This is a genomic window from Pseudomonas sp. MWU12-2020, from assembly GCF_023100605.1.
Lineage (GTDB): Bacteria > Pseudomonadota > Gammaproteobacteria > Pseudomonadales > Pseudomonadaceae > Aquipseudomonas > Aquipseudomonas fluorescens_H.
In genome coordinates, this window is sequence record NZ_JALMEX010000004.1 from 242355 (window position 1) to 268223 (window position 25869).

Annotated in this window: 25 protein-coding genes and 1 other RNA gene; 15 read left to right on the forward strand and 11 right to left on the reverse strand. The window is 61.8% G+C overall.

Annotated features, from left to right (window positions below; all coding sequences use genetic code 11):
- The first annotated feature begins 86 nt into the window (after positions 1-86).
- A complete protein-coding gene (locus M0814_RS11460) occupies positions 87-716 on the forward strand; it encodes a flagellar basal body-associated protein FliL (RefSeq protein ID WP_103483650.1) in 630 nt (209 codons plus the stop codon).
- 177 nt (positions 717-893) lie between these two features.
- Positions 894-1508, forward strand: a complete 615-nt coding sequence (locus M0814_RS11465; protein ID WP_103483649.1) for an energy transducer TonB — start codon at positions 894-896, stop codon at positions 1506-1508.
- A gap of 90 nt (positions 1509-1598) precedes the next feature.
- Here M0814_RS11465 and M0814_RS11470 read toward each other — a convergent pair whose 3' ends face one another.
- Positions 1599-2576 (reverse strand): NADPH:quinone oxidoreductase family protein, encoded by a 978-nt coding sequence (locus M0814_RS11470; RefSeq protein ID WP_103483648.1) that lies wholly within the window; start codon positions 2574-2576, stop codon positions 1599-1601.
- A 150-nt stretch (positions 2577-2726) separates the two neighbouring features.
- Here M0814_RS11470 and M0814_RS11475 point away from each other — a divergent pair, with 150 nt between their 5' ends.
- Positions 2727-3134 (forward strand): flagellar basal body-associated protein FliL, encoded by a 408-nt coding sequence (locus M0814_RS11475; RefSeq protein WP_003229316.1) that lies wholly within the window; start codon positions 2727-2729, stop codon positions 3132-3134.
- Positions 3135-3150: 16 nt separating this feature from the next.
- Here the strand turns inward: M0814_RS11475 and M0814_RS11480 are convergent, their stop codons facing one another.
- From M0814_RS11480 to M0814_RS11495, 4 genes are all read right to left on the reverse strand, one after another.
- Positions 3151-4269 carry an ABC transporter permease gene (locus M0814_RS11480; RefSeq protein ID WP_103483647.1) on the reverse strand — a complete coding sequence of 373 codons (1119 nt, stop codon included), beginning with the start codon at positions 4267-4269 and terminating at the stop codon, positions 3151-3153.
- Complete coding sequence (gene rbbA, locus M0814_RS11485; RefSeq protein ID WP_103483646.1) at positions 4269-6995, reverse strand: ribosome-associated ATPase/putative transporter RbbA; 2727 nt, start codon at positions 6993-6995, stop codon at positions 4269-4271. Before rbbA ends, M0814_RS11480 begins: the two co-directional genes overlap by 1 nt.
- On the reverse strand, positions 6992-7957 hold the full coding sequence (locus M0814_RS11490; RefSeq protein WP_103483645.1) for an efflux RND transporter periplasmic adaptor subunit: 966 nt from the start codon (positions 7955-7957) through the stop codon (positions 6992-6994). The genes rbbA and M0814_RS11490 overlap by 4 nt, the downstream gene beginning before the upstream one ends.
- A gap of 121 nt (positions 7958-8078) precedes the next feature.
- Positions 8079-8528: an EVE domain-containing protein gene (locus M0814_RS11495; RefSeq protein WP_103483644.1), complete on the reverse strand. Its 450-nt coding sequence runs from the start codon at positions 8526-8528 to the stop codon at positions 8079-8081.
- Between the two features lie 197 nt (positions 8529-8725).
- On the opposite strand from M0814_RS11495, the gene M0814_RS11500 reads away from it, so the two are divergent.
- Complete coding sequence (locus M0814_RS11500) at positions 8726-8881, forward strand: hypothetical protein (protein WP_003229308.1); 156 nt, start codon at positions 8726-8728, stop codon at positions 8879-8881.
- 35 nt (positions 8882-8916) lie between these two features.
- Here the strand turns inward: M0814_RS11500 and M0814_RS11505 are convergent, their stop codons facing one another.
- The 4 genes from M0814_RS11505 to M0814_RS11520 all read right to left on the reverse strand — a co-directional run bounded on the left by M0814_RS11505 (position 8917) and on the right by M0814_RS11520 (position 10335).
- Complete coding sequence (locus tag M0814_RS11505; protein ID WP_103483643.1) at positions 8917-9522, reverse strand: 5-formyltetrahydrofolate cyclo-ligase; 606 nt, start codon at positions 9520-9522, stop codon at positions 8917-8919.
- An 80-nt stretch (positions 9523-9602) separates the two neighbouring features.
- A non-coding RNA gene (gene ssrS, locus M0814_RS11510) (6S RNA) lies at positions 9603-9781 on the reverse strand.
- Positions 9782-9811: 30 nt separating this feature from the next.
- Positions 9812-10129, reverse strand: a complete 318-nt coding sequence (locus M0814_RS11515) for a cell division protein ZapA (RefSeq protein ID WP_003229305.1) — start codon at positions 10127-10129, stop codon at positions 9812-9814.
- Positions 10126-10335 (reverse strand): TIGR02449 family protein, encoded by a 210-nt coding sequence (locus tag M0814_RS11520; protein ID WP_103483758.1) that lies wholly within the window; start codon positions 10333-10335, stop codon positions 10126-10128. The genes M0814_RS11515 and M0814_RS11520 overlap by 4 nt, the downstream gene beginning before the upstream one ends.
- 134 nt (positions 10336-10469) lie before the next feature.
- On the opposite strand from M0814_RS11520, the gene M0814_RS11525 reads away from it, so the two are divergent.
- The 9 genes from M0814_RS11525 to gcvH all read left to right on the forward strand — a co-directional run bounded on the left by M0814_RS11525 (position 10470) and on the right by gcvH (position 20016).
- A complete protein-coding gene (locus tag M0814_RS11525; protein WP_103483642.1) occupies positions 10470-11030 on the forward strand; it encodes a YecA family protein in 561 nt (186 codons plus the stop codon).
- Between the two features lie 27 nt (positions 11031-11057).
- Positions 11058-12392 (forward strand): Xaa-Pro aminopeptidase, encoded by a 1335-nt coding sequence (pepP, locus tag M0814_RS11530; protein WP_103483641.1) that lies wholly within the window; start codon positions 11058-11060, stop codon positions 12390-12392.
- Complete coding sequence (gene ubiH, locus M0814_RS11535; protein ID WP_003229299.1) at positions 12389-13576, forward strand: 2-octaprenyl-6-methoxyphenyl hydroxylase; 1188 nt, start codon at positions 12389-12391, stop codon at positions 13574-13576. The genes pepP and ubiH overlap by 4 nt, the downstream gene beginning before the upstream one ends.
- On the forward strand, positions 13569-14054 hold the full coding sequence (locus tag M0814_RS11540; protein WP_103483640.1) for a DUF4442 domain-containing protein: 486 nt from the start codon (positions 13569-13571) through the stop codon (positions 14052-14054). Before ubiH ends, M0814_RS11540 begins: the two co-directional genes overlap by 8 nt.
- Before the next feature lie 9 nt (positions 14055-14063).
- Positions 14064-15281, forward strand: coding sequence for a 2-octaprenyl-3-methyl-6-methoxy-1,4-benzoquinol hydroxylase (locus tag M0814_RS11545; RefSeq protein ID WP_177434707.1), 1218 nt, complete (start codon positions 14064-14066; stop codon positions 15279-15281).
- Positions 15282-15524: 243 nt separating this feature from the next.
- Positions 15525-16529, forward strand: coding sequence for an extracellular solute-binding protein (locus tag M0814_RS11550; protein ID WP_103483638.1), 1005 nt, complete (start codon positions 15525-15527; stop codon positions 16527-16529).
- Between the two features lie 199 nt (positions 16530-16728).
- Positions 16729-18345, forward strand: coding sequence for an iron ABC transporter permease (locus tag M0814_RS11555; protein WP_003229293.1), 1617 nt, complete (start codon positions 16729-16731; stop codon positions 18343-18345).
- 156 nt (positions 18346-18501) lie between these two features.
- Positions 18502-19584, forward strand: a complete 1083-nt coding sequence (gene gcvT / locus M0814_RS11560; RefSeq protein ID WP_003229291.1) for a glycine cleavage system aminomethyltransferase GcvT — start codon at positions 18502-18504, stop codon at positions 19582-19584.
- 48 nt (positions 19585-19632) lie between these two features.
- Positions 19633-20016 (forward strand): glycine cleavage system protein GcvH, encoded by a 384-nt coding sequence (gcvH, locus tag M0814_RS11565; protein ID WP_103483637.1) that lies wholly within the window; start codon positions 19633-19635, stop codon positions 20014-20016.
- A gap of 56 nt (positions 20017-20072) precedes the next feature.
- On the opposite strand, the gene M0814_RS11570 is transcribed toward gcvH, so the two are convergent.
- Positions 20073-21215 (reverse strand): DegT/DnrJ/EryC1/StrS aminotransferase family protein, encoded by a 1143-nt coding sequence (locus M0814_RS11570; protein WP_103483636.1) that lies wholly within the window; start codon positions 21213-21215, stop codon positions 20073-20075.
- 156 nt (positions 21216-21371) lie between these two features.
- Between M0814_RS11570 and gcvP the strand changes: the two genes are divergently transcribed.
- Positions 21372-24245: an aminomethyl-transferring glycine dehydrogenase gene (gene gcvP / locus M0814_RS11575; protein WP_103483635.1), complete on the forward strand. Its 2874-nt coding sequence runs from the start codon at positions 21372-21374 to the stop codon at positions 24243-24245.
- A 188-nt stretch (positions 24246-24433) separates the two neighbouring features.
- On the opposite strand, the gene M0814_RS11580 is transcribed toward gcvP, so the two are convergent.
- Positions 24434-24754: a DUF2388 domain-containing protein gene (locus M0814_RS11580; protein ID WP_177434708.1), complete on the reverse strand. Its 321-nt coding sequence runs from the start codon at positions 24752-24754 to the stop codon at positions 24434-24436.
- A 135-nt stretch (positions 24755-24889) separates the two neighbouring features.
- Between M0814_RS11580 and M0814_RS11585 the strand changes: the two genes are divergently transcribed.
- Positions 24890-25867 (forward strand): hypothetical protein, encoded by a 978-nt coding sequence (locus M0814_RS11585; RefSeq protein WP_146774681.1) that lies wholly within the window; start codon positions 24890-24892, stop codon positions 25865-25867.
- The last annotated feature ends 2 nt before the right edge of the window (positions 25868-25869 follow it).

The window sequence follows — 25869 nt, forward strand, 5'->3', positions numbered from 1 at the left end:
TAAGAACAGGGCGTTTTCACCCCTTGTTAACATTGGGTGACTTAGACTCGCGGCCCGTTCAGCCGATTGATCAGCCGAGATAAGAAATGTCACTGAAGGTTCGCATGTTGGTGCCGAGATTTTTGGTGGCGGCTGGAATCGCCGTTGTCATGCTGCTCTTGATCGTCACTGATCATCCGGCCCATTCCGGTCTGCGCAACACCACGGTGCTGATCATTCGGCACGCGGAAAAGCCGGATGCGGGATCGGTACTCAATGCCCGCGGCGAACAGCGTGCGGCCGCCTACGTCGACTATTTCAATCCGCTGAAACTCGACGGCCAGACGCTCACCCCCCAGCGCTTGATCGCTGCCGGCGACACCCCGGAGAGTTCGCGTTCGCGCCTGACGCTGACGCCGCTGTCCGAGCGTTTGAAACTGCCGATCGAGCAGCCCTACGTCAATGGCGATCTCCATCAACTGGTCGGGTTGTTGCGCAAGAGCAATCAGGCGCCGACGGTGCTGATCGCCTGGCATCACGGCCATATCAATAAGCTGATCAAGGCGTTCGGCGGCGACGCGACAGCGCTGATGGGACAGGAAAAATGGCCGGATGATGTATTCGACTGGCTGATCGTCCTGCGCTTCGATGAGAACGGGCGACTGATCCCGTCTCGCAGCCATAAAGTGCAGGAACACCTGTTGCCGGGCGACCTCGCTGGTGCAAGCGGCGGCTAAACGTCCGTCAGAAAATGTACCTGAAGCCCTTTGCGCAGGGGGCTGGCCAGAATTCTCACCGAGATCAGGAAATGTCCTGCATCGCAAAGCGAAGCTGCGCCATTCAGTTAAAGGACCTTGCTCCGTAACCTTTCTGTAGTTGCCGAACAGGCATTTCACTAGGGAAGGGGCGGGATCATGCGATGGTTTTTTGCTGGGCTTTTATTGATGATCTTCAGCCTCGCGCTGGCAGCGGAAGGGTTGCTCATACCCGAAAACAATCCCATGCCGATTTACCCCAAGGTGTTGTCCAGAGCCGGGGTCGAAGGCGAGGTCAGGGTCAGCTTCATCGTCAAGGCGGATGGTTCGGTCAGCGGGATCAACATTGTGCAAAGTGCTCATCCCGAGCTGGCTGAGGTGGTTAAAGATGCGGTAACACAGTGGCGATTCAAACCCTGGACGGTAGCGGGAGAGCGGCCGGCGGAGCAGTCGGTCGTTGCGCCGATAGTCTTTCGCCTGGATCTGGATCAGCCGATCGACATCAATCAGTGGCTGAAGTCAGTTAAGTGTCACGTCATCAATGGCGGTTTCAGAAACATGCCAGAGCACGCGTTGGTTGACGCGAAGGTGTTCGACTACACCCGTGCGTACATTTCGAACGTGATCCACAAGAGTCAGTTGGCCTATGAGCAGCGACTGGCGATCATCGCCGAGATGAACCGGCGCGTACCGATGATCGTCAGGGGCTGCCGGGAAAACCCCATGCGTAGATACATGAGTTTTCTGCCGGGGGAGGTTCGTGATTTGCTTTGACAGGTGGCGACGCAGCGCCGTTGAGGGTGACGCTGCGTCGCTGCTGTGCGCGGCTCAAGCCGATTGCGGGAAGTCACCGGCCTGAAAAACTCAGCGCACCTGCACCACCACCTTGCCCACAGCCTTGCGTTGCCCCAGATCATTGATCGCTTGCGCCGCGTTGCTCAGCGGATACACCTGCGACACCAGCGGTTTCAACTTGCCCTCGGCGAACCAGCTGAACAACTGCTGGAAGTTCGCCGCGTTTTCCTGCGGCTGGCGCTGGGCGAAGGAGCCCCAGAATACGCCGACCACTGCCGCGCCCTTGAGCAGGGCGAGGTTGACCGGCAGTTCGGGGATGCGCCCGCTGGCGAAGCCGACCACCAGCAGGCGGCCGTTCCAGGCGATGGCGCGAATGGCCTGGTCAAACAGGTCGCCGCCGACCGGGTCGTAGATCACGTCGGCGCCCTGGCCGTCGGTGAGGCGTTTGATTTCGTCCTTGAGGCTGGTTTCGCTGTAGTTGATCAGTTCATCGGCGCCGGCGGCCTTGGCCACGGCGAGTTTTTCCGCGCTGCTGGCGGCGGCAATCACTCGGGCGCCCATGGCTTTGCCGATTTCCACCGCCGCCAGACCGACGCCGCCGGAAGCGCCGAGCACCAGCAGGGTCTCGCCCGGTTGCAGGTTCGCGCGCTGCTTGAGGGCGTGCATCGAAGTGCCGTAGGTCATGCTGAACGCCGCAGCGGTATTGAAATCCATCGACGCCGGGATCGGCAGCACGTTGTAGCCCGGCACCGCGACCTGTTCGGCGAAGCTGCCCCAGCCGGTCAGGGCCATGACCCGGTCGCCGACTTTCAGATGGCTGACTTTCTCACCGACGGCGCTGACCACGCCGGCCGCTTCGCCCCCCGGAGAAAACGGGAAGGGCGGCTTGAACTGATACTTGCCCTCGATGATCAGCGTGTCCGGGAAGTTGACCCCGGCGGCGTGCACCTCCAGCAGGATTTCGTTCTTCTTCGCGACAGGACTGGCGACGTCTTCCAGCACCAGCGATTCGGCAGGGCCGAAGGCTTTGCACAGCACGGCTTTCATCAGGGCTATTCCTTTGGGAGTGATGGCCGATAAGTGTAGGTGTGTCAGTCAACGGGTCAACGAGCATGCCCGACCCTGATAGTCAGCCATAAGCTTGTGCTTGCGCGGCGGGTCGTTATGCTAGGCCGCAAACCGGATAAGGAGCGAATTGTGAAAGCGTGGATCATGTTGTTGCTGGCCCTGTCTCTGCCTATGGCAGCGCTGGCCGAAGAAGCCAAAGAAGGCGAGGCCCCGAAGGTCAACTACATCACCCTGAACCCGCCGTTCGTGGGTAACTACGGGCTGGACGGTACGCCCAAGCTCAAGGTCTACAAGGCCGACGTGGCGCTGCGTGTGACCGGCGACGAGGCGACCAAACTGGTCAAGGCCAACGAGCCGCTGATCCGCAATCAGCTGGTGGCGCTGTTCACCCAGCAGACGACCGAGGCGATGGGCAGCATCGAAGGCAAGGAGAAGCTGCGTCAGGAAGCGCTGAAGCAGACTCAGCAAGTGATGAATGACGAGACCGGCAAACCGGTGGTTGAAGATCTGTTGTTCAACAACCTGATCATTCAGTAACCACGCTGGCCGCTGTTCAGGACGCCAGGCTCTTGCGAAAGCGCGCCAATGCGATGACGAAGAACAGCAGGCCGATAGCCGTCAGCGCCAGCAAGTCCGGCCAGACCACGCTCAGCCCGGCATCGCGAAACAGAATCGCGGCGCTGAGGCTGACAAAGTGTGTGGACGGCGAGCCCTGCATGACCCATTGCAGCCACCGCGGCATGCTGTCCAATGGCGTGCTGCCGCCGGACAGCAGCAACATCGGGATGATCACCGGAATCGCCAGCAGACCGAACTGCGGCGTCGAACGCGCCAGCGTCGCCAGAAAGATGCCCAGCGCGGTACTGGCAAACAGATAAACCGCAGTCACCAGCAAAAACAGGCTCATCGAGCCGGCCAACGGCACATCCAACAGGCCTTTGACCACCACCTCCAGCGACAGCCAGGTGCACAACACCACCACCAGCAGGTTGCTCCAGATTTTTGCCAGCATGATTTCCAGCGCCGTCAGCGGCAGCACCAGTAAATGGTCGAGCGTGCCGTGTTCGCGTTCGCGCAGCAGCGCCGTGCCGGTGAGGATGATCGCCAGAATGGTGATGTTGTTGACGATCTGAATCACCGCCAGAAACCAGCCACCCTCCAGATTGGTGTTGAACAGGGCGCGAGTAGTCAGTTGCACGGGCGCCTTGGCCGCTGCGTTGCCCTGACCGGCATAGTCGAGCAATTCGCGCTGGAAGATCCGGCCGATGTAGCCGGCGCCCATGAACGCTTGGCTCATGGCTGTGGCATCGACGTTGACCTGAATCGCCGGTTGCCGCGCGGCGAGCAAGTCGGTTTGAAAGCCCGCCGGAATATTGATCACGAAGGTGTACTGACCGCTGTCCATGACCTGATCCAGTTGCGCGTAAGGCAGCAGCACCGGCGTCTGGAATTCCGGCGGCTGCAGGGCCTGGGCCAATTGGCGTGAAAGGGCGCTGTGGTCTTCGTCGACGATGGCCACGCTGGCGTTGTGCACGCCGATCACCGAACCGGCGGCGGGCATGTAGATCGCCACAGTGAAAGCGTAGAACAGAAACAGCAGCAACACGCTGTCATGGCGCAGGCTGGTCAGTTCCTTGAGTCCCAGGCGCAGGATGTGCGCGAACTTGTGCATCAGGCCTCCTGCTTTTTCAGCATGATCAGGCTCAGCCCGGTGAACCCGACAAAGAACCCGAACAGCGCCAGGCACTGCGGCCACAGCTGACGCAAGTCCAGCGCTTTGGTGAACGTGCCCACCGCAATGTCGAGGAAGTGCCCCGCCGGAAACAGCATGCCCATCACTGCTGCCGCACCTTCCAGTGAAGAGCGCGGCACGATCAATCCGGAGAACTGGATGGTCGGCAGGCTGGTGATGATCATGGTGCCGAGGATCGCGGCGATTTGTGTGCGGGTGAATGCCGAAATCAGCAGGCCCATGCTGGTGGTGGCCAACACATACAGCAGTCCGCCGAATGCCAGCGTCAGTAGGCTGCCCTTGAACGGCACGCCGAACAGCCAGCGATTCATCGCCACCAGCACTGCGAGGTTGACCAGACTGACCAGCAGGTACGGCGCCTGTTTGCCCAGCAGAAACTCCAGACGGGTCAGGGGCGTGGCGTAGAAATTGGTGATCGACCCCAGCTCCTTTTCGCGGACGATGCCGAGCGCCGTGAGCATCGCCGGAATGAAGGCGAGGATCAGCGCCATGACCCCGGGGCCGATGGCGTTGACGCTGACCACGTCCTGGTTGTAGCGAAAGCGGGTTTCCAGACTAGCGGCCGCCGGGTGGGCCAGCGCGGGGCTGCTCTGCTCGGCCAGCTGTTGCAGATTGCCCAGGTGCACGGCTTCAACATAGTTACGGCTGGTTTCGGCGCGAAACGGCATGCCGCCATCCAGCCACGCCGCCACGGCGGGTTGGCGCCCGGCGTACAGATCGCGGCCGAATCCGGGGGGAATCTCCAGCGCCAGTTTGATTTCCGAGCGTTGCAGGCGCCGGTGCAGTTCCTGCGGGTCATGAATGGCCGGCTGTTCGTCGAAGTACCGGGAGCCGCGAAACGCCTCCAGATAAGCTCGGCTTTGCGGTGTCTGATCCTGGTCGTACACGGCGAACGCGAGGTTTTCCACGTCCAGCGAGATGCCGTAACCGAAGATCACCATCATGAAAATCGCCCCGGCCAAGGCGAACGCCATACGCACTTTGTCGCGCAGCAGCTCCTTGCCTTCGCGACTGGCCACGGCCAACAGGCGACCGAGGCTGAAACCGTGCTGGGGCACTGGTGTTGTCGCAGCGCTCGGCGGCGCCATTTGCGGCTCGGCCACAGGCGCTGATGCCTGAGCACCCTGAGCCTGTTCCAGGCAGGTGACGAAGGCCGCTTCCAGCGTCTCTCCCGCAAACTGGCGTTGCAGCGCCGCCGGGGTGTCGCACGCGAGGACCTTGCCGGCGTGCATCAATGAGATGCGGTCGCAGCGCTGCGCTTCGTTCATGAAGTGCGTGGAGAGGAAGATCGTCACGCCTTGCTCGCGGGACAACTCGATCAACAGTCGCCAGAAGTCATCGCGAGCCGCCGGATCGACGCCGGAAGTCGGCTCATCGAGGATCAGCACTTCCGGGCGGTGCAGCACCGCCACCGCCAATGACAGACGTTGGCGCAGTCCCAATGGCAACGCCCCGGAAGGCTGGTCGGCGACCGCAAGCAGATTGAAGCGCTGAATCAATGACTCGATGCGTTGTGCACTCTCGGTTTTTGGCAGATCGAACAGCCGCGCGTGCAGCTCGAGGTTCTGCCGCACACTCAGTTCGCCATACAGTGAAAAACTCTGCGACATGAAGCCGACCCGCTTGCGCGTGGCCAGATCCTTGGCGTTCACCGGGTTGCCGAGCAGCGTTGCACTGCCTTCGCTGGCCGGCATCAACCCGGTCAGGACTTTCATGGTGGTGGTCTTGCCGCAGCCGTTGGAGCCAAGAAAGCCGAAAATTTCACCACGGCCAATGGCAAAACTGACGTGATCCACAGCGGTGAAATCGCCGAAGCGCAGCGTCAGGTCGTGGGCTTCGATGGCGATGTCGCTGCTGTTGCCGGTGCGCGGTGGAATCACCAGCGGTTGAGCGTCGTGATGGCTGTCACCCTGAAAATGAGTGAAGGCGTCGTCGAGCTTGCCGCTGGAGGTGACGGTCGCCAGCTCACGACTCAGGCCGGTGGCGATCAACTTGCCGGCGTCGAGCATCAGGCAATGCTCGAACTGCTCGGCTTCTTCCATATAGGCCGTGGCAACCAGCAGCGTCAGTTGCGGGCGCTGGCGTCGCACATCGTCGACCAACTCCCAGAAGCGCCGGCGCGAGAGCGGGTCGACGCCGGTGGTAGGCTCATCGAGGATCAGCAGATCCGGTTCATGGATCAGCGCGCAGCACAGCCCGAGTTTCTGCTTCATGCCGCCGGACAACTTGCCGGCGGGGCGCTCGGCGAACTTCAGCAGATCCGTGGCGAGCAGCAGGCTATGCATGCGTTGCTCGCTTTCAGCCTTGGACAGGCCGAACAACGTCGAAAAGAACTGGATGTTTTCGCGGATCGACAGCTCGGGGTACAAGTTGCCGCCCAGCCCCTGCGGCATGAAGGCGATGCGCGCATAGAGTGTGTCGCGATGCCGGCGATCCTCGATCGCGCCACCGAGCACCTCCAGTTGCCCTTGCTGTAAGGTCTTCACGCCGGCAATCAATCCCAGCAGGCTGGACTTGCCCGCACCATCGGGGCCGATCAGCCCGCAGCGGGTGCCGGTGGGCAGGCTGAAGGCAATGTCGCTCAGCGCTTGCTGTTTGCCGTAGCGGTGGGCGATACCGTTCGCTTGAACCGCAAGGCCGCTCATTGCAGATTGGCCGGCCATTCGACGGGCGCGATCCGCACGTAGCCGGCGCCGGGCATACCGGGTTTGGCCTGCGGCACGGCGCTGGGCTGGACGAGGCGCAGCTTGACGCGGAACACCAGTTTTTGCCGCTCGTCCCGGGTCTCGACCTCTTTGGGGGTGAACTGCGATTTGGCCGCGACGAAACTGATTTTTGCCGGCAGCGGTTTATCGGGCAAGGCATCGAGCAGCACTCGCGCCTCGTCGCCCACCGCCAGGCGTCCGGCCACCGCGGCTGACAGATAGAGGTTCATGTACTGGTCGTTGGGATCGATCAGCAGCAAGACCCGGCCCCCGGCCCCCAGCACTTCGCCGGGCTCGGCCATGCGCAGCTGGATCACGCCATCAATCGGCGCGCGCAGACTGCTGTCGTCAATTTCGCTGGTCAACTGCGCGACTTGAGCCTGTGCCGCGCCAATCGCCGCACTGACAGCAGACACCTGGGCCCGGGCGGCGACAACGGCGGCATTACCGGTGCCAAGACGTGACTGCAGTTGATCGATGATTTGCGCGCTGACATAACCGTGCTTGAACAGTGATTGCGAACGCCCGAGCTCTTGCTGGGCCAGCAACAGCTCACTCTGGCGCAATTGCACGTTGGCCTGAGCGGCGTTGAGATTTTCCCGGGCGCGCAACACTTCGGCTTCGGCCTGATTGCGCTGGGCTTCGAGGGTTCGAGTGTCCATGCGCGCCAGCAGTTGCCCTTTACTGACTTTGTCGCCTTCATCCACAAGCACCTCGGCGAGGCGCCCGGGAGTCTTGCTGGCGATCTGCACTTCGGTGGCTTCCAGCCTACCGTTGCCCATCGACAGCCCTTCGACCAAGCGGCTGCTGATGGACATCCAGTAACCCAATCCGCCAGCGGCGGCGAGTAACACCAGGAGCGAACCGGCGTATAGAAGTGAAGAACGGCTGTGCGTCGACATGGGGGCATCCTGCGGCAGTGGCTTGCAGTCTGACTGTTCAAGCGTTCCGTTCGCTTGATGTCAGTCAAATGAGCGTCAAGCCTAGCCCCTTTTGTCGGTAAAAACCGTGACCGGCAAGTTCTCAGCGCAAGCCGAGCACGGCGGCCCACTGTTCGGCTGTCACCGGCATGACCGATAGACGACTGCCTTTTTGCACCAACGGCATTTCAGCCAGGGCGGTCTGCTGTTTCAGATAATCGAGCTTCAGCACCCGGGCAAACGTCTCGACATGTGCAACATCAATCGCAGTCCAGGCGTTTTTATCGGGTGTGGCCTTCGGGTCGAAGTAATGGCTCTCGGGTTCCAGTGCGGTGGGATCCGGGTACGCCGCCTCGATTATTTTGCCGATTCCGGCGATACCCGGCTCCGGGCAGCTGGAGTGGTAGAAAAAGAACTCATCGCCGACCGCCATCGCCCGCAGGAAATTGCGCGCCTGATAGTTGCGAACCCCGTCCCAGCGCGCTTTGCCGAGTTTCTCCAGATCTTTGATCGAGAGTTCGTCGGGCTCGGATTTCATCAGCCAATAGGCCATGTCTTTTGCTCCTCAAGCGGTCATTGGGCAGGTTGTCGGGCAATTTTATGACAAACCGACGGTCGGTTGACGTCAGCGTTTGCGCCGAGGTTCACGTTGTCGCAAAATGCCGGCCTTTAAAGCTTGACGCTGCTGCACGGCCTACGAATGGAAACCGCTGCTGTCATCGTGATGATGTGCCTTGAGGGGGGCAATCGATGAAACGCAAACCGGATTTGCTATGGACTTTGGTTATTTTGTTCGGCCTTGGCGTCGTGACCACCGGTTACGCGCAAAGTCTATGGACGAGCAAGACCGATGCTCCGGTTGAAGTCGCGCAACAGGTCCAACAGTCGACCGCCTTCAAGCGCTGAAACTGCCTTCCCGACGCCGCTGATCTGCGCGGCGTCTATCCCGCGAAATACCACGCCTTATCGGTGACCGTGCCCTGCAACGGTACATCCCAGCTGGCCTGCGCCAGGCGTTCGACCTTCTGACATTCATGGGCCAGGCCCAGCAACGTCGGCTTGCGCCAGTTTTTGCGCCGGGCCAGGTACGCCAGACTGCGGTCGTAGAAACCGCCACCCATCCCCAGGCGTCCGCCAGCATCGTCAAACCCCACCAGTGGCAACAACACCAGATCCAGGGTCCAGATCTTGCGCTGATGGGCCAGATTGGCTCGTGGTTCGAGAATGCGGAAGCGGTTGGGCTTGAGCTTTTCGCCGGGGCGAATCCGCTGGAACACCATTTTGGTTCGCGGCCAGGCGCTGAGCACCGGCAGGTAGGTGGCCTTGCCGCGGCGCTGGGCTTCGCGCAGCAGCAGGCGTGGATCGATTTCGCCATCGGTGGGCAGATACAGCGAGATGTGTCTGGCCCGGCGAAAGTGCGGGTCTTGCGCCAGTTGCCGGAACAAGCCTTTGGCGGCCTGCCGTTGTTCACCGGGAGTCAGTGCACGGCGCGCCTTGCGCAGCAGGCGGCGGAGTTGCGGGCGGGGCAGCAGCGCAGGTTCGGTCATGGTTCGGCTTCGGCAGGTGAGGGCGAAAACGCACGCATAAAAAATCCGATGCCGGCAAAAACCGGCATCGGATTCGAATCAGGCTCCCCGGATGAACCGCTGTCAACTTAGCCCTTGAACCCGAAAGTTCAAGGTGGAAGATGCAGTAGACTTTAAGGCTTTCCGTCTGGCGGACATGCACACCAGCCCAACGTGCAACTTCCAGGGTAGTGCGAATCGGCTCAGGGACATCGTCAACTGGCAAGCACCCCAGGGAGTGCGGCGAGTATACCTCAAGCGGCCTGGCGAATCAGCCCTTGCTGATGTCCGGATCGTCGGCCAGCACCAGATCGACACGATCGAGCAAGTCGCGCACCTGTTCACGGGTCGAGCCGCTGGCCTGGACGTCCGGGCGCTCTTCTTTGTGCAAGAGGTCGTGGGTGATGTTCAGCGCGGCCATCACCGCAATACGGTCGGCGCCGATGACTTTGCCGCTGCTGCGGATCTCGCGCATCTTGCCGTCCAGGTAGCGGGCGGCGCTGACCAGATTGCTGCGTTCTTCCTGGGGGCAGATGATCGAATATTCTTTGTCGAGGATCTGCACGGTAACGCTATTGCTTGAACTCATGAGTCTTGCTCCAGGGCCTTGAGGCGCGAAATCATCGATTCGACCTTACGCCGGGCGATTTCGTTTTTTTCAATGAGGTGAGCGCGTTCCTCGCGCCAGGTCTTTTCCTGAGCTAGTAAGAGTGCGTTTTGACTCTTTAGTTGCTCGACTCGGGTAATCAGCTTTTCGAGTCTGGCCATCAGCGCTTGCAGGTCGGTGTCTTCCATTGTGTCCACTGAATTCATCTGATGGGCGGCAGGCGCCTGGCTGGCGGACAGCCTTTAATAGTCTTGGCGAGTCTGTCGATGTAGGATACAAGGCCTTCATTCTAGACATAGCGCCGTCTGGCGCCTAGCTGCCCATGACCATTGCGAATTCCCCGTACCAAGCCTTTGCCACCCTGCTGACTGCCAGCGGCCACAACGTCTCGCCTGCCGAACTGCACGGCCTGCTGCTCGGCCGCAGCTGCGCCGGTGCCGGCTTCAACGCCGACGAGTGGCTGATCGATGCCGCCGAACTTCTGGAAACCGAGCCACAGGACAACGTCCGCAACGCCCTGATCGGCCTGCAAGAGATGGTCAAGGGTGAGTTGACCGGCAGCGACGTCACCGTCGTTCTGCTGCTGCCAACCGATGACGCACCGCTGGCCGACCGCGCCGCCGCACTGGGCCAATGGTGCCAGGGCTTCCTCAGCGGTTTCGGCCTGAACTGCCGCGACAGCAGCATGCTCAGCACCGAAGCCACCGAAGTGCTGCAGGATCTCGCGGCGATCTCCCAGGTGCAAGACGCTCTGGAAGAATCCGAAGACGGCGAAAGCGACTACATGGAAGTCATGGAATACCTGCGCGTCGCGCCGCTGCTGCTGTTCTCGGAAACCAGGAAAGCCGACGTGCCGCCAGCCGCCAAGCCGTCGCTGCATTAATCGCGTGCCAGGGAAAGCCATCTGCTCATGACCCATATCCCCAAAGCGGAATACAGCCGTCGCCGCAAGGCCCTGATGGCGCAGATGGAACCCAACAGCATCGCGATCCTGCCCGCCGCCGCGGTCGCGATCCGCAACCGCGACGTCGAGCACGTCTACCGCCAGGACAGCGACTTCCAGTACCTCAGCGGATTCCCCGAGCCACAGGCGGTCATCGTCCTGATGCCCGGCCGCGAGCACGGCGAGTACGTGCTGTTCTGCCGTGAACGCAATGCCGAACGCGAGTTATGGGACGGCCTGCGCGCCGGCCAGGAAGGCGCGATCCGTGATTACGGCGCCGACGACGCGTTCCCGATTACCGACATTGACGACATCCTCCCGGGCCTGATCGAAGGCCGCGACCGGGTGTATTCGGCAATGGGCAGCAACCCGGAATTCGATCGGCACCTGATGGACTGGATCAACGTGATCCGCTCCAAGGCGCACCTCGGCGCCCAGCCACCGAACGAATTCGTTGCCCTGGATCACCTGTTGCACGACATGCGCCTGTATAAATCGGCGGCAGAAGTGAAGGTGATGCGCGAAGCCGCGCGGATTTCCGCTCAGGCGCATATCCGCGCGATGCAGGCCAGCCGGCCCGGGCTTTACGAGTACAGCCTGGAAGCCGAACTCGATTACGAATTCCGCAAGGGCGGGGCGAAGATGCCGGCCTACGGTTCGATCGTCGCTGCTGGGCGCAACAGCTGCATCCTGCATTACCAGCAGAATGACGCGCTGCTCAAGGACGGCGATCTGGTGTTGATCGACGCCGGTTGCGAGATCGACTGCTACGCCAGCGACATCACCCGCACCTGGCCGGTCAACGGCAAGTTTTCACCCGAGCAGAAAGCGATTTACGAACTGGTGCTGGCCTCGCAGGAAGCCGCATTCGCTGAAATCGCCCCGAACAAAAACTGGAATCAGGCGCACGAAGCCACGGTGCGGGTCATTACCGCAGGACTGGTCAAGCTCGGAATCCTGCAAGGCGAGGTCGATGAGTTGATCGCGACCGAAGCCTATAAAGCGTTTTACATGCACCGTGCCGGCCATTGGCTGGGCATGGATGTGCACGACGTCGGCGAATACAAGGTCGGCGGCGAATGGCGGGTGCTGGAGGTCGGCATGGCGCTGACCGTCGAGCCGGGCATCTACATTGCCCCGGACAACCAGAACGTAGCGAAGAAATGGCGCGGCATTGGCGTGCGCATCGAGGATGACGTGGTAGTGACCAAGACCGGTTGTGAAATATTGACCAGCGGCGTACCGAAAACCGTCGCCGAAATCGAAGCGCTGATGGCGCAAGCACGGACACACGCGGCATGAGTCGAGTCAATCTGGCAATCATCGGTGGCGGCCTGGTCGGCGCCAGCCTGGCGCTGGCCTTGCAGGCCGGGGCCAAGGCGCGTGGCTGGAAAATCGTCCTGATCGAACCGTTCGCCCCCGGCGACAGCTGGCAGCCGAGCTACGACGCACGTTCGTCGGCGCTGTCCTTCGGTTCGCGGCAGATCTATCAGCGGCTGGGCGTGTGGCAGGACATTTCCCGCCGCGCCGAGCCGATCAAACAGATTCACGTCTCCGACCGTGGTCGCTTTTCCACCGCTCGTCTGTCGGCGATGGAAGAGGGCGTGCCGGCCTTGGGCTACGTGGTGGAAAACGCCTGGCTCGGCCAATGCCTGTGGCAGCATCTGGATAAAGACGTGATCAGTTGGCGCTGCCCGGCGGAAGTCACGCGCATGGAGCCGCTGCCCGACGGCTATCGCCTGACCCTCAACGATGAAACAACCGTTGAGTGCGATCTGGCGGTGCTCGCCGATGGCGGCCGTTCCGGTCTGCGCGAGCAACTGGGCATCAACGTGCGCAAGCGTCCGTACAACCAGAGCGCACTGATCGCCAACATCACCCCGAGCGAAGCGCACAACGGCATGGCCTTCGAGCGTTTCACCGACGAAGGGCCGATGGCCTTGCTGCCGCTGCCGGACAACCGTTGCGCGCTGGTCTGGACCCGTCTGGGCATGGACGCGCAACGCCTGGCCGATTTGAGCGAACGCGATTTCCTCAGTGAACTGCAAGGCGTGTTCGGCTACCGCCTCGGCACCTTGAAACAGGTCGGTGCGCGGCATCTGTATCCGTTGTCGCTGGTCGAGGCCGAGGAGCAGGTGCGCTCGCATCTGGCCGTGCTGGGCAATGCCGCGCACAGCCTGCACCCGATTGCCGGACAGGGCTTCAACCTGTCGCTACGCGACGCCGATGCGCTGGCCGCCGCACTGCTTGCCAGCGACAAACCGCTGGGCGACTTCCCTACATTGCAGGCGTACCGCGAGCGGCAGCGCCTGGACCAGGAGCTTACCGTGGGCTTCTCTGATCAAGTCACCCGACTGTTCGGCAGCACCCAGCCGCTGGTCTCGCTGGGGCGCAACATCGGCCTGCTCGGCCTCGATCTGCTGCCGCCGGCCAAACGCTGGTTCGCCCGTCAGGCCATGGGGCTGGGGACGCGGCCGGATGCTTGAGTGGTTGAGCCGTTCGTTCGGCAAGGCGCGCTTGATGCGCTGGGTGATGACCTTCTACCCACCGTACCTCGGCTCCGGGGTGCGGGTGCGGCACATCAGCGATGATTTTCGCGACGTTCAGGTGTCGATGGGGCTGGGCTGGTACAACCGCAACTACGTCGGCACCCAGTTTGGCGGCAGCCTGTACTCGATGGTCGATCCGTTCTACATGCTGATGCTGATGGAGAACCTCGGGCCGCGTTACATCGTCTGGGACAAAGCGGCCGACATCGATTTCATCGCCCCCGGCAAGGGCCCGGTGTTTGCCCGGTTCAACATCGACGACACCCTGCTCGACGAGATCCGCCGGCAGACCGCCAGTGGCGAGAAATACCTGCCGCAGTTGCAGGTCGACATTCATGACGGCGCCGGCAACCTCGTGGCGCGAGTCGGAAAAACCCTTTACGTGCGGCTCAAGCCGCAAGCGAGACAGGCTTAAAGCATGGAAATGCGCGCAGATCTGCTGATTGTCGGAGCCGGAATGGTCGGCAGCGCCCTTGCGTTGGCGTTGCAGGACAGCGGCCTGGAAGTGCTGCTGCTCGACGGCAGCCCGCTGAGCGTCAAACCGTTCGATGCCGACGCGCCGTTCGAGCCGCGGGTCAGCGCGCTGTCGGCGGCCAGCCAGCGGATTCTCGAACGCCTCGGCGTCTGGGACGGCATCGCCCAGCGTCGCAGCAGCCCGTACACCGACATGCACGTGTGGGACGGCAGCGGCACCGGGCAGATTCATTTCTCGGCGAGCAGTGTGCATGCCGAAGTGCTCGGTCATATCGTCGAAAACCGCGTGGTGCAGGATGCCTTGCTCGATCGTTTGCACGATTGCGATCTGGGCATGCTGGCCAACGCACGGCTGGAGCAGATGCGCCGCTCCGGCGACGAATGGCTGCTGACCCTGGCCGATGGTCGCCAGTTGCGTGCGCCGCTGGTGATTGCCGCGGACGGCGCCAATTCGGCGGTGCGCCGCCTGACCGGCGTCGCCACCCGCGAGTGGGATTACTTGCACCACGCCATCGTCACCAGTGTGCGCAGCAGCAAGCCACACCGGATGACCGCGTGGCAGCGCTTCACCGATCACGGGCCGCTGGCGTTTCTGCCGCTGGAGCGCGACGGGCAGCAGGACTGGTGCTCGATCGTCTGGTCGACCACCCCGAGTGAAGCCGAACGCCTGATGGCGCTGGATGAAACCGCGTTCTGCCGTGAACTGGAGCGGGCGTTCGAAGGCTGCCTGGGCGAGGTGATCAGCGCTGATCCGCGCCTGTGCGTGCCGTTGCGTCAACGCCACGCCAAACGTTACGTGGCCGAAGGCCTGGCACTGATCGGCGACGCGGCGCACACCATTCACCCGTTGGCCGGGCAGGGTGTGAACCTTGGTTTCCTCGATGCGGCGGTGCTGGCTGAAGTGCTGTTGCAGGCCGCCGAACGTGGCGAGCGTCTGGCCGATGTGAAAGTGCTGAGCCGCTACGAACGCCGGCGCATGCCGCATAACCTGGCGTTGATGGCGGCGATGGAGGGCTTCGAGCGTCTGTTCCAGGCCGACCCATTGCCGCTGCGCTGGTTGCGCAACGCCGGGTTGAAGCTGGTGGAGCAGATGCCGGAGGCCAAGGCGTTGTTTGTGCGTGAGGCGCTGGGGTTGACCGGCGACCTCCCAGCGCTGGCCAAACCCTGAAGGCAATTATTTTTTTGTGGCGAGGGAGCTTGCTCCCGCTGGGCTGCGAAGCGGCCCCAAAAGCCATTTTGGCAGCATTGGGAGTCCTTCGGCCTCCAGCGGGGAGCAAGCTCCCTCGCCACAGAAGCCAGCAATTTGGAATTCATGCAACATCTGGTAACTCCTTGCTCAAGTGTTCGATTGAGCTGGTAAATGTGAGTCCTTATCATTTGGCCCACATTTTCCGACCGAGAGACCACTCCCATGTTGGCACCCAAGCGTCTTCTGACCGCACTGGCCCTGACCCTGATCGGCAGCGCCACCGCCCAGGCTGCCGACGAGGTGGTGGTCTACTCCTCGCGTATCGATGAGCTGATCAAACCGGTGTTCGACGCCTATACCGCGAAAACCGGGGTGAAGATCAAGTTCATCACCGACAAGGAAGCGCCGCTGATGCAGCGCATCAAGGCCGAAGGCGAAAACGCCACTGCCGACCTGCTGCTCACCGTCGACGCCGGCAACCTCTGGCAGGCCGAGCAGATGGGCATCCTGCAGCCGTTCACCTCGAAAACCATCGACAGCAACATTCCTGCGCAATACCGCTCATCCACGCATGCCTGGACCGGTCTGAGCCTGCGCGCGCGGACCATCGCCTATTCCACCGAACGGGTGAAACCGGGCGAGTTGACCACTTACGAAGCGCTGGCCGACAAGAATTGGGAAGGGCGCCTGTGCCTGCGCACGGCGAAGAAGGTCTACAACCAGTCGCTGACCGCGACCATGATCGAAGTGCACGGCGCCGAGAAGACCGAAAAGATCCTCAAGGGCTGGGTCAACAACCTGTCCACCGATGTGTTCTCCGACGACGTCGCGGTGCTGGAGGCGATCAATGCCGGCCAGTGCGACGTCGGCATCGTCAACACCTACTACTACGGTCGCCTGCACAAGCAGAAGCCGGACCTGCCGGTGAAACTGTTCTGGCCGAATCAGGCCGACCGCGGCGTACACGTGAACCTGTCGGGCATCGGCCTGACCAAGCATGCGCCGCACCCGGAAGCAGCCAAGGCGCTGGTGGAGTGGATGACCACGCCTGAGGCGCAGAAGATCTTCGCTGACGTGAACCAGGAATTCCCGGCCAACCCGGCGGTGAAACCTTCGGAGGAAGTGGCGGCGTGGGGTCAGTTCGTCGCTGATACCTTGCCGGTGGAAGTGGCGGGCAAGCGTCAGGCGGAAGCGATCCGCATGATGGATCGCGCGGGCTGGAACTAAAACCTGGTTATATCCTGTGGCGAGGGGATTTATCCCCGATGGGGTGCGAAGCACCCCCAATGCCCTTAATCAAAGCGTACTGATACACCGCGGGCGTAGTTTTTACGAATGCTGCGCATCCGATCGGGGATAAATCCCCTCGCCACAATTGGGGCTGGCATTACTCTTGCGCCGACCCACGATTTATTAGAGAACCCCCTTGGCCCACCCCGCCCAACGCCGCTGGTATCCCATCGTCCTCGCCATTGCCGCGCTGGTGCTGCTACCCCTGAGTGTTCTGCTGCTGTCGTGGCAGACCATCGATCAGCAAATCTGGTCGCACCTGTGGGAAACCCAGATGCCGCGCCTGCTGGGCAACACGTTGATGCTGGTGCTTGGCGTCGGTGTCGGCGTGACGCTGCTCGGTGTCAGTCTGGCGTGGCTCACCAGCCTCTGTGAATTCCCCGGACGGCGCTGGCTCGACTGGGCGCTGATGCTGCCGTTCGCCATCCCCGCCTACGTGCTGGCGTTCGTCTTCGTTGGCCTGCTGGATTTCGCCGGCCCGGTGCAAACGCTGCTGCGTGAGTGGTTCGGCAGCGGCTTGCGCCTGCCACGGGTACGCTCCACCGGCGGGGTGATCGTGGTGCTGGTGCTGGTGTTTTATCCCTACGTTTACCTGCTGGCGCGCACCGCGTTTCTCGCGCAGGGCAAAGGCCTGATGGAAGCAGCGCGGGTACTCGGTCAGTCGCCCTGGCAGGCGTTCTGGCGGGTGGCGTTGCCGATGGCGCGTCCGGCGATTGGCGCCGGTGTCGCACTGGCGCTGATGGAGACGTTGGCGGATTTCGGCGCGGTGTCGGTGTTCAACTTCGACACCTTCACCACCGCCATCTACAAGACCTGGTACGGCTTCTTCAGCCTGCCGAGCGCGGCGCAACTGGCCAGTCTGTTGCTGCTGGTGGTGATGCTGGTGCTCTACGGCGAGCGACGCGCGCGCGGCGCCAACCGGGCGAGCAACGAGCGACCACGAGTCAAGGCGCTGTATCAGCTGCGCGGACTCAAAGCGTTCGCGGCGACCGGTTGGTGTCTGGTGGTGTTTGCCTGCGCGTTCGTGATTCCGCTGCTGCAACTGCTGGTGTGGTTCTGGCAGCGCGGGCGCTTCGATCTGGATGAGCGTTACGCCGGGCTGATCCTGCACACCCTGTATCTGGGCGCTATGGCGGCGTTGATCACCGTCAGCGTCGCGCTGTTGCTGGCGTTTGCCCGACGTCTGGCGCCGACCCGGGCGATCCGTTCCGGAGTCAGTCTGGCCAATCTCGGTTATGCGCTGCCGGGTTCGGTGCTGGCAGTGTCGATCATGCTGGCGTTCAGTTATCTCGACCGCGCATTGGTGATTCCGCTGTCGGGCTGGCTCGGCGGCGCCGGCAAGCCGCTGCTGCTGGGCAGTCTGGCGGCGTTGCTGATGGCCTATCTGGTGCGCTTTATCGCGGTGGCCTACGGGCCGCTGGAAAACAGTCTGGCGCGTATACGGCCTTCATTGCCCGAAGCGGCACGTAGTCTGGGTGTCAGTGGGCCGCGACTGTTTTTCAAAGTGTATCTTCCGTTGTTGCTGCCCGGCACGCTGAGCGCGGCGTTGCTGGTGTTTGTCGATGTGCTCAAGGAAATGCCCGCCACCCTGCTGATGCGCCCGTTTGGCTGGGACACGCTGGCCGTGCGGATCTTTGAAATGACCAGCGAGGGCGAGTGGGCGCGTGCATCGCTGCCGGCGCTGACCCTGGTGTTGGTTGGTTTATTGCCGGTCATCGGCCTGATCCGCCGCTCGGCGCACCGAAACACTTAGTAGTGAGTCCTGAATCATGCGGCTACAATGCGCGGCATTCGGTGCGGTTCGTCTGATAGACCCGTTCGCTGAAATCGGCTGAAAGCCTTCTATTTCGTGGCTTTCACCCCGTACAGCGGCTGTCCGCACCTTCGCCACGCCCGGAAGGAGAAACCCATGGGACAGCGTACGCCTCTGTATGACCTGCATCTTGCCCTCGGCGCGAAGATGGTCGATTTTGGCGGTTGGGACATGCCACTGCATTACGGCTCGCAGGTCGAGGAACACCACGAGGTGCGCCGCGATTGCGGGGTGTTCGATGTTTCCCATATGACCGTGATCGACGTTGATGGCCCCCAGGCCAAGGCCTGGCTGCAGCATTTGCTGGCCAATGACGTCGAACGCCTGCACCGCCCCGGCCGTGCGCTCTACAGCACCATGCTCAACGAGCGTGGCGGCATCGTCGACGACATGATTGTCTATCGCCTCGAAGACCGTTATCGCCTGGTGTTCAACGCCTCCACCCGCGACCAGGATCTGGCGTGGATGCAGGCGCATGTCGCCGGTTACGAGGTGCAACTGCACGAACGCCAGGAACTGGCGATGCTCGCCATTCAAGGCCCGCAGGCCCGGCACAAGATTGCCGAACTGGTGACCCAGTCCCGCGCCGCACTGATCCAGCACCTCAAACCGTTCGAAGCCGAAGTCGATGGCGACTGGTTCATTGCGCGCACCGGTTACACCGGTGAAGACGGGCTGGAAATAGCCTTGCCGGCCGAGCAGGCACCGGGCTTCTTCAACGATCTGGTCGGCGCCGGCATTTCTCCCATCGGTCTCGGTGCCCGCGACACGCTGCGGGTCGAGGCCGGGATGAACCTCTACGGCCAGGACATTCATCAAGATGTCTCGCCGCTGGCGTCCAATATGGCCTGGAGCATTGCTTGGGAACCGGCCTCGCGACAGTTCATCGGCCGTGCTGCGCTGGAAGCGGAAAAAGCTGCCGGTGTTGCCCACAAACTGGTGGGGCTGGTGCTTGAGGAGCGGGGTGTTTTGCGCGCCCATCAAGTGGTTCGTATCGCCGATGTTGGCGAAGGAGAGATCACCAGTGGTAGTTTCTCTCCTACGCTAAGCAAATCGATTGCCCTGGCGCGTGTACCGATGGCCACAGCCGACCGCGCCGAAGTGGAAATCCGTGGCAAGTGGTATCCGGTACGAGTGGTCAAACCGACCTTCGTGCGCCATGGCAAAACCTTGATCTAACCTTTCCCGGCGGGCCTGACCGCTGACAATTTCTTGAGGACACCGAGCATGAGCAATATCCCCGCTGAACTGCGTTTTGCCGAAAGTCATGAGTGGGCGCGTCTGGAAGCCGACGGCACCGTTACCGTGGGCATCAGCGATCACGCGCAGGAAGCGCTGGGCGATGTGGTGTTCGTTGAACTGGCCGAAGTCGGCAAGGTATTTGCTGCCGGTGAGGCTGCCGGTGTTGTCGAGTCGGTGAAGGCCGCTTCCGACATCTACTCCCCGGTCGGCGGTGAAGTGATCGCGGTCAACGAAACGCTGGCTGACTCGCCGGAAGAACTGAACAACGATCCGTACGCTGCATGGATCTTTAAGCTCAAGCCAAGCGACAAGGCCGAGCTGGACAAGCTGCTGGACGCTGCTGCCTACAAGGATTCCATCGGCGAATAAGCAGACTGTGATACTGCAAAAGCCCCGATCTCTCGGGGCTTTTTTGTGGGCGTCGATCAGGCGTCGCGCAATACCGCTTTCACTGCCGCCACCGAACGCTCGACGTCGTCCTTGGTCATGGTGGTGAACATCGGCAACGACACGATCAAGCGTCCAACGCGCTCGGCAACTGGCAACATGCCTTCCTTGAACCCGCGCTCGCGATACAGGCTCAGCAAGTGGATCGGCGGATAGTGATAGCCGATGCCGATACCTTTGGCCTGCATCTGCTCCATGAACGTGGCGCGGGCCGGCAAGCCGTCCTTGCGTTCCGGCAGGACCAGCTGGAACAGGTGCCAGTTGCTCTGGGTGAAGTCCGCTGGCGGCAGTTGCGCGCCATAGGTCGCTTCAAAGTCATCGCCAAAACATTTGAAGTAGTGCCGGGCCAGTTCCTGACGATGGGCGGTCAGCGCCTCGATATGGGCGAATTGACCCAGGCCGATGGTGGCGGCGACGTCGGTCATGTTGAACTTGCCGCCCAGCACGTCGACGTCCAGACCGTCGAAGCCGTTGCGGGTCACGCCTTGCAGGCGGTACTTCTCCGCCAGCCGTGCTTCTTCCGGGGTGTTCAGCACCAGACAGCCGCCCTCGGAGCAGGTGACGTTCTTGTTCGCCTGGAAACTGAACGAGACGAAATCGCCGGTGGCGCCGATGCGCTGACCGTTCCAGCTCGAACCCAGGGCCTGAGCGGCGTCTTCGACAATGCGCAAGTTGTGTTTGCGGGCGATGGCGTACAAGCGTTCCATGTCCACCGGCAGGCCGGCGAGGTACACCGGAATCACCGCTTTGGTGCGCGGGGTGATGGCCGCTTCCAACTGGTCCAGATCGATGTTGCGGGTCACCGGATCGATGTCGGCAAACACTGGTGTGGCGCCGACTTCGAGGATCACGTTGGCGGTGGCGACCCAGGAAATCGGCGTGGTGATCACTTCGTCACCCGGGCCGATGCCGGCGATGCGCAAGGCGATTTCCATGGTGCAGGTGCCGGAGTTGAAGGTGCGCACCGGGCGCCCGCCGAAGTATTCCGACAGTTGTGCTTCAAAGGCCTGGACCTTCGGCCCGCTGGTGATCCAGCCGGAGCGCAGCACATCGCCGACGGCGGCAATCGTGGCTTCATCAATGACAGGTTTGGAAAACGGCAGGAACGGCAGTTGGCTCATGAGGATTCGATCATCCGAAAGTTGGACGCCTGATGCAGGCGCTACAGCATGCCCCGGAACCCCCTCTGCCGCCAAGCCGTGCGCGTCGGTATCGGCTGCTATGCTGGTTTGACCGTGTTGCATTGACGCCGAGCGCCAGCCAAGAGAGAGCCCGTCATGTCCCAGTTGCCATCCTTGAGCCAGTTACGCGACCCCGAAGCCTTCCTGCGTCGCCATTTGGGGCCCGACGCCGCCGAACAACAGGCAATGCTCGACAGCCTCGGCCTCGGCAGCCGGGTCGAACTGATCGAGCAGACGGTGCCGCCGGGCATTCGTCTGAATCGGGCGCTGGATTTGCCGCCGGCCCTCGACGAGCAGGCGGCGCTGGCCAAGCTGCGCGGTTACGCCGAGCAGAACCAGGTCTGGACCAGCCTGATCGGCATGGGTTACCACGGCACGCTGACGCCAACCGTCATCTTGCGTAACGTGCTGGAAAATCCCGGCTGGTACACCGCGTACACCCCGTATCAACCGGAGATCGCCCAGGGCCGTCTCGAAGCGCTGCTGAATTTTCAGCAACTGACCATCGACCTCACCGGACTTGAACTGGCCAACGCCTCGTTGCTCGACGAAGCCACGGCCGCCGCGGAAGCCATGGCCCTGGCCAAGCGTGTGGCGAAGTCGAAGAGCAATCTGTTTTTCGTTGATGAAAACTGTCATCCGCAGACCATTTCCGTGGTGCAGACCCGCGCCGAAGGCTTCGGCTTTGAACTGATCATCGACGCTGTGGATAACCTCAGCCAGCATCAGGTGTTCGGCGCGTTGCTGCAGTATCCCGACACCCACGGCGAGATCCGTGATCTGCGCCCGGTCATTGATCAGCTGCACGCGCAGCAGGCGCTGGCCTGTGTCGCCACCGATCTGCTGAGCCTGTTGCTGTTGACGCCGCCGGGTGAACTGGGCGCGGATGTGGTGTTCGGTTCGTCACAGCGCTTTGGCGTACCGATGGGCTACGGCGGCCCGCATGCGGCGTTTTTTGCCAGCCGCGAAGAGTACAAACGGGCGATTCCGGGGCGGATCATCGGCGTGTCGAAAGACGCCCGAGGCAATGTGGCGTTGCGCATGGCCCTGCAAACCCGTGAGCAGCATATTCGCCGCGAGAAGGCCAATTCGAACATCTGCACCGCGCAGGTGCTGCTGGCCAACATCGCCAGTTGCTACGCGGTGTATCACGGGCCGCAAGGCTTGAAGCGCATCGCCCAGCGTGTGCACCGCTTGACCTGCATTCTGGCGGCGGGCCTTGAGCGCCATGGCATCCAGCGGGTCAACGGGCAGTTTTTCGACACCCTCACGCTGGAGGTGGGCGGCGCGCAGACCGCGATCATCGACAGCGCCAGGGCCGCGCAGATCAACCTGCGGATTCTCGGCCGTGGCCGAGTGGGGTTGAGCCTCGACGAGACTTGCGATGCAAACACGGTGGCCAAACTGTTTGATGTGCTATTGGGCGCCGATCATGGGTTGAACGTCGACGAAATTGATGCAGAAGAGCTGGTTCCCGGGATTCCCGAGCACCTGCAACGCAACACGCCGTACCTGCGTCATCCGGTGTTCAATGCGCATCACAGCGAAACCGAGATGCTGCGCTACCTCAAGCAACTGGAGAACAAGGATCTGGCGCTCAACCAGTCGATGATCCCGTTGGGCTCCTGCACCATGAAACTCAACGCCACCAGCGAGATGATCCCGATCACCTGGCCGCAGTTCGCCAACCTGCACCCGTTTGCGCCTCGGGAGCAGGCGGTCGGTTACACCTTGATGATCGAAGAACTGCAGCGCTGGTTGTGCGCGATCACCGGGTTCGATGCGATCTGCATGCAGCCCAACTCCGGAGCTCAGGGCGAATACGCCGGGCTGCTGGCGATTCGCAAATATCACGAGAGCCGACAGCAGGGCGCGCGGGACATTTGCCTAATTCCTTCTTCGGCCCACGGCACCAACCCGGCCTCGGCGCAGATGGCCGGAATGCGCGTGGTGATCGTCGAGTGCGACGAGGCCGGCAACGTTGATCTGGACGACCTGAAAACCAAGGCGGCCGCGGCGGGGGACAAGTTGTCGTGTCTGATGGCGACCTATCCGTCGACCCATGGTGTGTACGAGGAGGGCATCAGCGAGATCTGCGAAGTTATCCACCAGCACGGCGGGCAGGTGTACATGGACGGCGCCAATCTCAATGCGCAGGTCGGGCTGGCGCGGCCGGCGGACATTGGCGCCGATGTGTCGCACATGAACCTGCACAAGACGTTCTGCATCCCCCACGGCGGTGGCGGGCCGGGCATGGGGCCGATCGGCATTCGCGCGCATCTGGCGCCGTTCGTTGCCAATCACCCGGTGGTGCCGATTGACGGCCCGTTGCCACAGAACGGCGCAGTCAGCGCGGCGCCGTGGGGCAGTGCGAGCATTTTGCCGATCAGCTGGATGTACATCGCGATGATGGGGCCGCAGTTGGCAGATGCCAGCGAAGTGGCGATCCTCGCCGCGAATTATCTGGCGCAGCATTTATCCGGCGCATTTCCGGTGCTGTACACCGGGCGCAACGGGCGGGTGGCCCATGAGTGCATTCTCGATCTGCGGCCGTTGAAGGCGCAGACCGGGATCAGCGAAGAGGACGTCGCCAAGCGTTTGATGGACTATGGCTTCCATGCGCCGACCATGTCCTTCCCGGTGCCTGGGACGTTGATGGTCGAGCCGACCGAGAGCGAGTCCAAGGCCGAACTCGATCGTTTCATCGGCGCGATGCTGAGCATCCGCGCGGAAATCACCGAAGTGCAGAACGGCAATTGGCCGGCGGAAGACAACCCGCTCAAGCGCGCGCCGCATACCTTGGCGGATGTTACCGGAGTGTGGGAGCGGCCTTACAGCATCGAGCAGGGGATCACCCCGGATGCGCATACCAAGGCGCACAAGTATTGGCCGGCGGTGAATCGGGTGGATAACGTTTATGGGGATCGCAATCTGTTTTGTGCCTGCGTCCCGGTGGACGATTACCGCTGATCCTCAGGAAACACACAGACCCATTGTGGGAGCGGGCTTGCTCGCGAAGGCGCTGGGTCAGGCATATGTATGTTTTCTGGCAGGACGCCTTCGCGAGCAAGCCCGCTCCCACAGGGTGGCGTGGTGAATTCGGAATGACAGGCAAAAAAATGCCGCTCGCTCGAGCGGCATTTTTTTTGGCGCAAGGCTTACTCGGATTCCACCGCGTTCTTCGCCAGAATCGCATTCGCCAGTTCCATGTCCGTGGCCTGCAGGCCCGGGTTGTCGGCGCGGACTTTCTGCATCGCCGCTTCCAGGTACGGCCCGCGGATACCGCCGTCGCTGGCAACGAAGCTGCCGGCGTCGTCCTGCGCGGCGACGATCAGCTTGTGATCCTTGAAGGTCAGGTAGGTCGAACCGGTGGTGGCACCGGAGGAAATGACGTTACGCCAAAAGCCGTCGGCCATCGCTGAACCAACGGGAAGGGACAGCAAGGCAAGGGTCGCGACAGCAAGTTTGAGACGCATGATTGAGTGACTCCTGGGGGTTATCTAAGGCGTTGGATCGTCATTTACCCGATCCGGTTCCATGACTGCTCAGTCATGGAGCTGATGAGCTGGAGGTACGCAGGGTAGTTTGGCACCATGCACCCCGGTTTTTCATGCATGGACGCTGCCTTGGCTTTTATTTCTCTGATGTACGTGATGGTGTGGACAGTATGCACGGCGGCCTTTATCGGGCTTACGGTGCTGGTGATCATGCTGTGTGTGCCGACGTGGCGTCGTGCACTGTTGCGTCATCCACGCAAAGTGAGTGTTCTGGGGCTGCTTTGTCTATCGGTTGTCGGTGTGACCATCAACCAGATCACCAGCAGCATCGCAGACACTCTTGCCCGCAATTTAAGACTGAAGCACGAGGTTCAGGTCGAGGGTCTCAAATTGCCTGCGGGCACGTGGTTGCATCTAATGACCATCGATCCACTGGACGCGAACGGTCAGCCGCAGATCCATGGCCTGGCGAGTCTGGACACTGCCCGGTTTCCTGCGCCGCAAACCCTCATGGGCGCGCGGGTTTCTTCACTGCAGATGTATTACCTGACGAGCGGAGAGATGCGCCTCGTCGGTGACCAGATAATTGATGGCTGGCCCTGTGCCCGCGACACGTTGCTGACCGTGAACTTCAGCGAAGAAACCCGGTTGCGCCCCGACCTCTGGCAGTTTGACGGCTGTACTTTGGTCGCCGGTGCAAAAGTCGCCGGTTTGGCCTGGCCAGCCAAGAGTCGAGTGCAGAAGCAGGGCAACGAATACAGTGTCAGCTATTGGCAGGCATCGGAGTCCGTTTCGATTCAGGGCATTGAGTTGATGACCGCGACCGTGGAGCTCGATCAGCAACGCAATCCTCTGCATTGGAGTGGTCAACTGCGCAATCCAATGGCGCTGGGTGATTGGCGGTACCCCCGAGGCACTCGGGCAGCCCAGGGCAAGCCGCAAACATTGCGCATGACGTCGAGCCAGACGTATACCGCGAAAAATGTGCGCACCGGTGAGACCCTGAAGCCCAATTACTCGATCCTGCAACGTGTGCCAAATGGGCAGGTGCTATGGATCAAGCCCAATGCCGAGATTGATGATCTCGACTGGTAGCC

Bases quoted from the DNA above. Each gene is read 5' to 3' on its own strand.
- pepP (WP_103483641.1), top strand. From the start codon at position 11,058: ATGACCCATATCCCCAAAGCGGAATACAGCCGTCGCCGCAAGGCCCTG.
- gcvT (WP_003229291.1), top strand. From the start codon at position 18,502: ATGGGACAGCGTACGCCTCTGTATGACCTGCATCTTGCCCTCGGCGCG.
- ubiH (WP_003229299.1), top strand. From the start codon at position 12,389: ATGAGTCGAGTCAATCTGGCAATCATCGGTGGCGGCCTGGTCGGCGCC.
- M0814_RS11540 (WP_103483640.1), top strand. From the start codon at position 13,569: ATGCTTGAGTGGTTGAGCCGTTCGTTCGGCAAGGCGCGCTTGATGCGC.
- gcvP (WP_103483635.1), top strand. From the start codon at position 21,372: ATGTCCCAGTTGCCATCCTTGAGCCAGTTACGCGACCCCGAAGCCTTC.
- M0814_RS11460 (WP_103483650.1), top strand. From the start codon at position 87: ATGTCACTGAAGGTTCGCATGTTGGTGCCGAGATTTTTGGTGGCGGCT.
- M0814_RS11515 (WP_003229305.1), bottom strand. From the start codon at position 10,129: ATGAGTTCAAGCAATAGCGTTACCGTGCAGATCCTCGACAAAGAATAT.
- gcvH (WP_103483637.1), top strand. From the start codon at position 19,633: ATGAGCAATATCCCCGCTGAACTGCGTTTTGCCGAAAGTCATGAGTGG.
- M0814_RS11470 (WP_103483648.1), bottom strand. From the start codon at position 2,576: ATGAAAGCCGTGCTGTGCAAAGCCTTCGGCCCTGCCGAATCGCTGGTG.
- M0814_RS11495 (WP_103483644.1), bottom strand. From the start codon at position 8,528: ATGGCCTATTGGCTGATGAAATCCGAGCCCGACGAACTCTCGATCAAA.
- M0814_RS11465 (WP_103483649.1), top strand. From the start codon at position 894: ATGCGATGGTTTTTTGCTGGGCTTTTATTGATGATCTTCAGCCTCGCG.
- M0814_RS11550 (WP_103483638.1), top strand. From the start codon at position 15,525: ATGTTGGCACCCAAGCGTCTTCTGACCGCACTGGCCCTGACCCTGATC.
- M0814_RS11585 (WP_146774681.1), top strand. From the start codon at position 24,890: ATGGACGCTGCCTTGGCTTTTATTTCTCTGATGTACGTGATGGTGTGG.
- M0814_RS11525 (WP_103483642.1), top strand. From the start codon at position 10,470: ATGACCATTGCGAATTCCCCGTACCAAGCCTTTGCCACCCTGCTGACT.
- M0814_RS11505 (WP_103483643.1), bottom strand. From the start codon at position 9,522: ATGACCGAACCTGCGCTGCTGCCCCGCCCGCAACTCCGCCGCCTGCTG.
- M0814_RS11570 (WP_103483636.1), bottom strand. From the start codon at position 21,215: ATGAGCCAACTGCCGTTCCTGCCGTTTTCCAAACCTGTCATTGATGAA.
- M0814_RS11480 (WP_103483647.1), bottom strand. From the start codon at position 4,269: ATGCACAAGTTCGCGCACATCCTGCGCCTGGGACTCAAGGAACTGACC.
- M0814_RS11500 (WP_003229308.1), top strand. From the start codon at position 8,726: ATGAAACGCAAACCGGATTTGCTATGGACTTTGGTTATTTTGTTCGGC.
- M0814_RS11490 (WP_103483645.1), bottom strand. From the start codon at position 7,957: ATGTCGACGCACAGCCGTTCTTCACTTCTATACGCCGGTTCGCTCCTG.
- M0814_RS11545 (WP_177434707.1), top strand. From the start codon at position 14,064: ATGCGCGCAGATCTGCTGATTGTCGGAGCCGGAATGGTCGGCAGCGCC.
- M0814_RS11520 (WP_103483758.1), bottom strand. From the start codon at position 10,335: ATGGAAGACACCGACCTGCAAGCGCTGATGGCCAGACTCGAAAAGCTG.
- rbbA (WP_103483646.1), bottom strand. From the start codon at position 6,995: ATGAGCGGCCTTGCGGTTCAAGCGAACGGTATCGCCCACCGCTACGGC.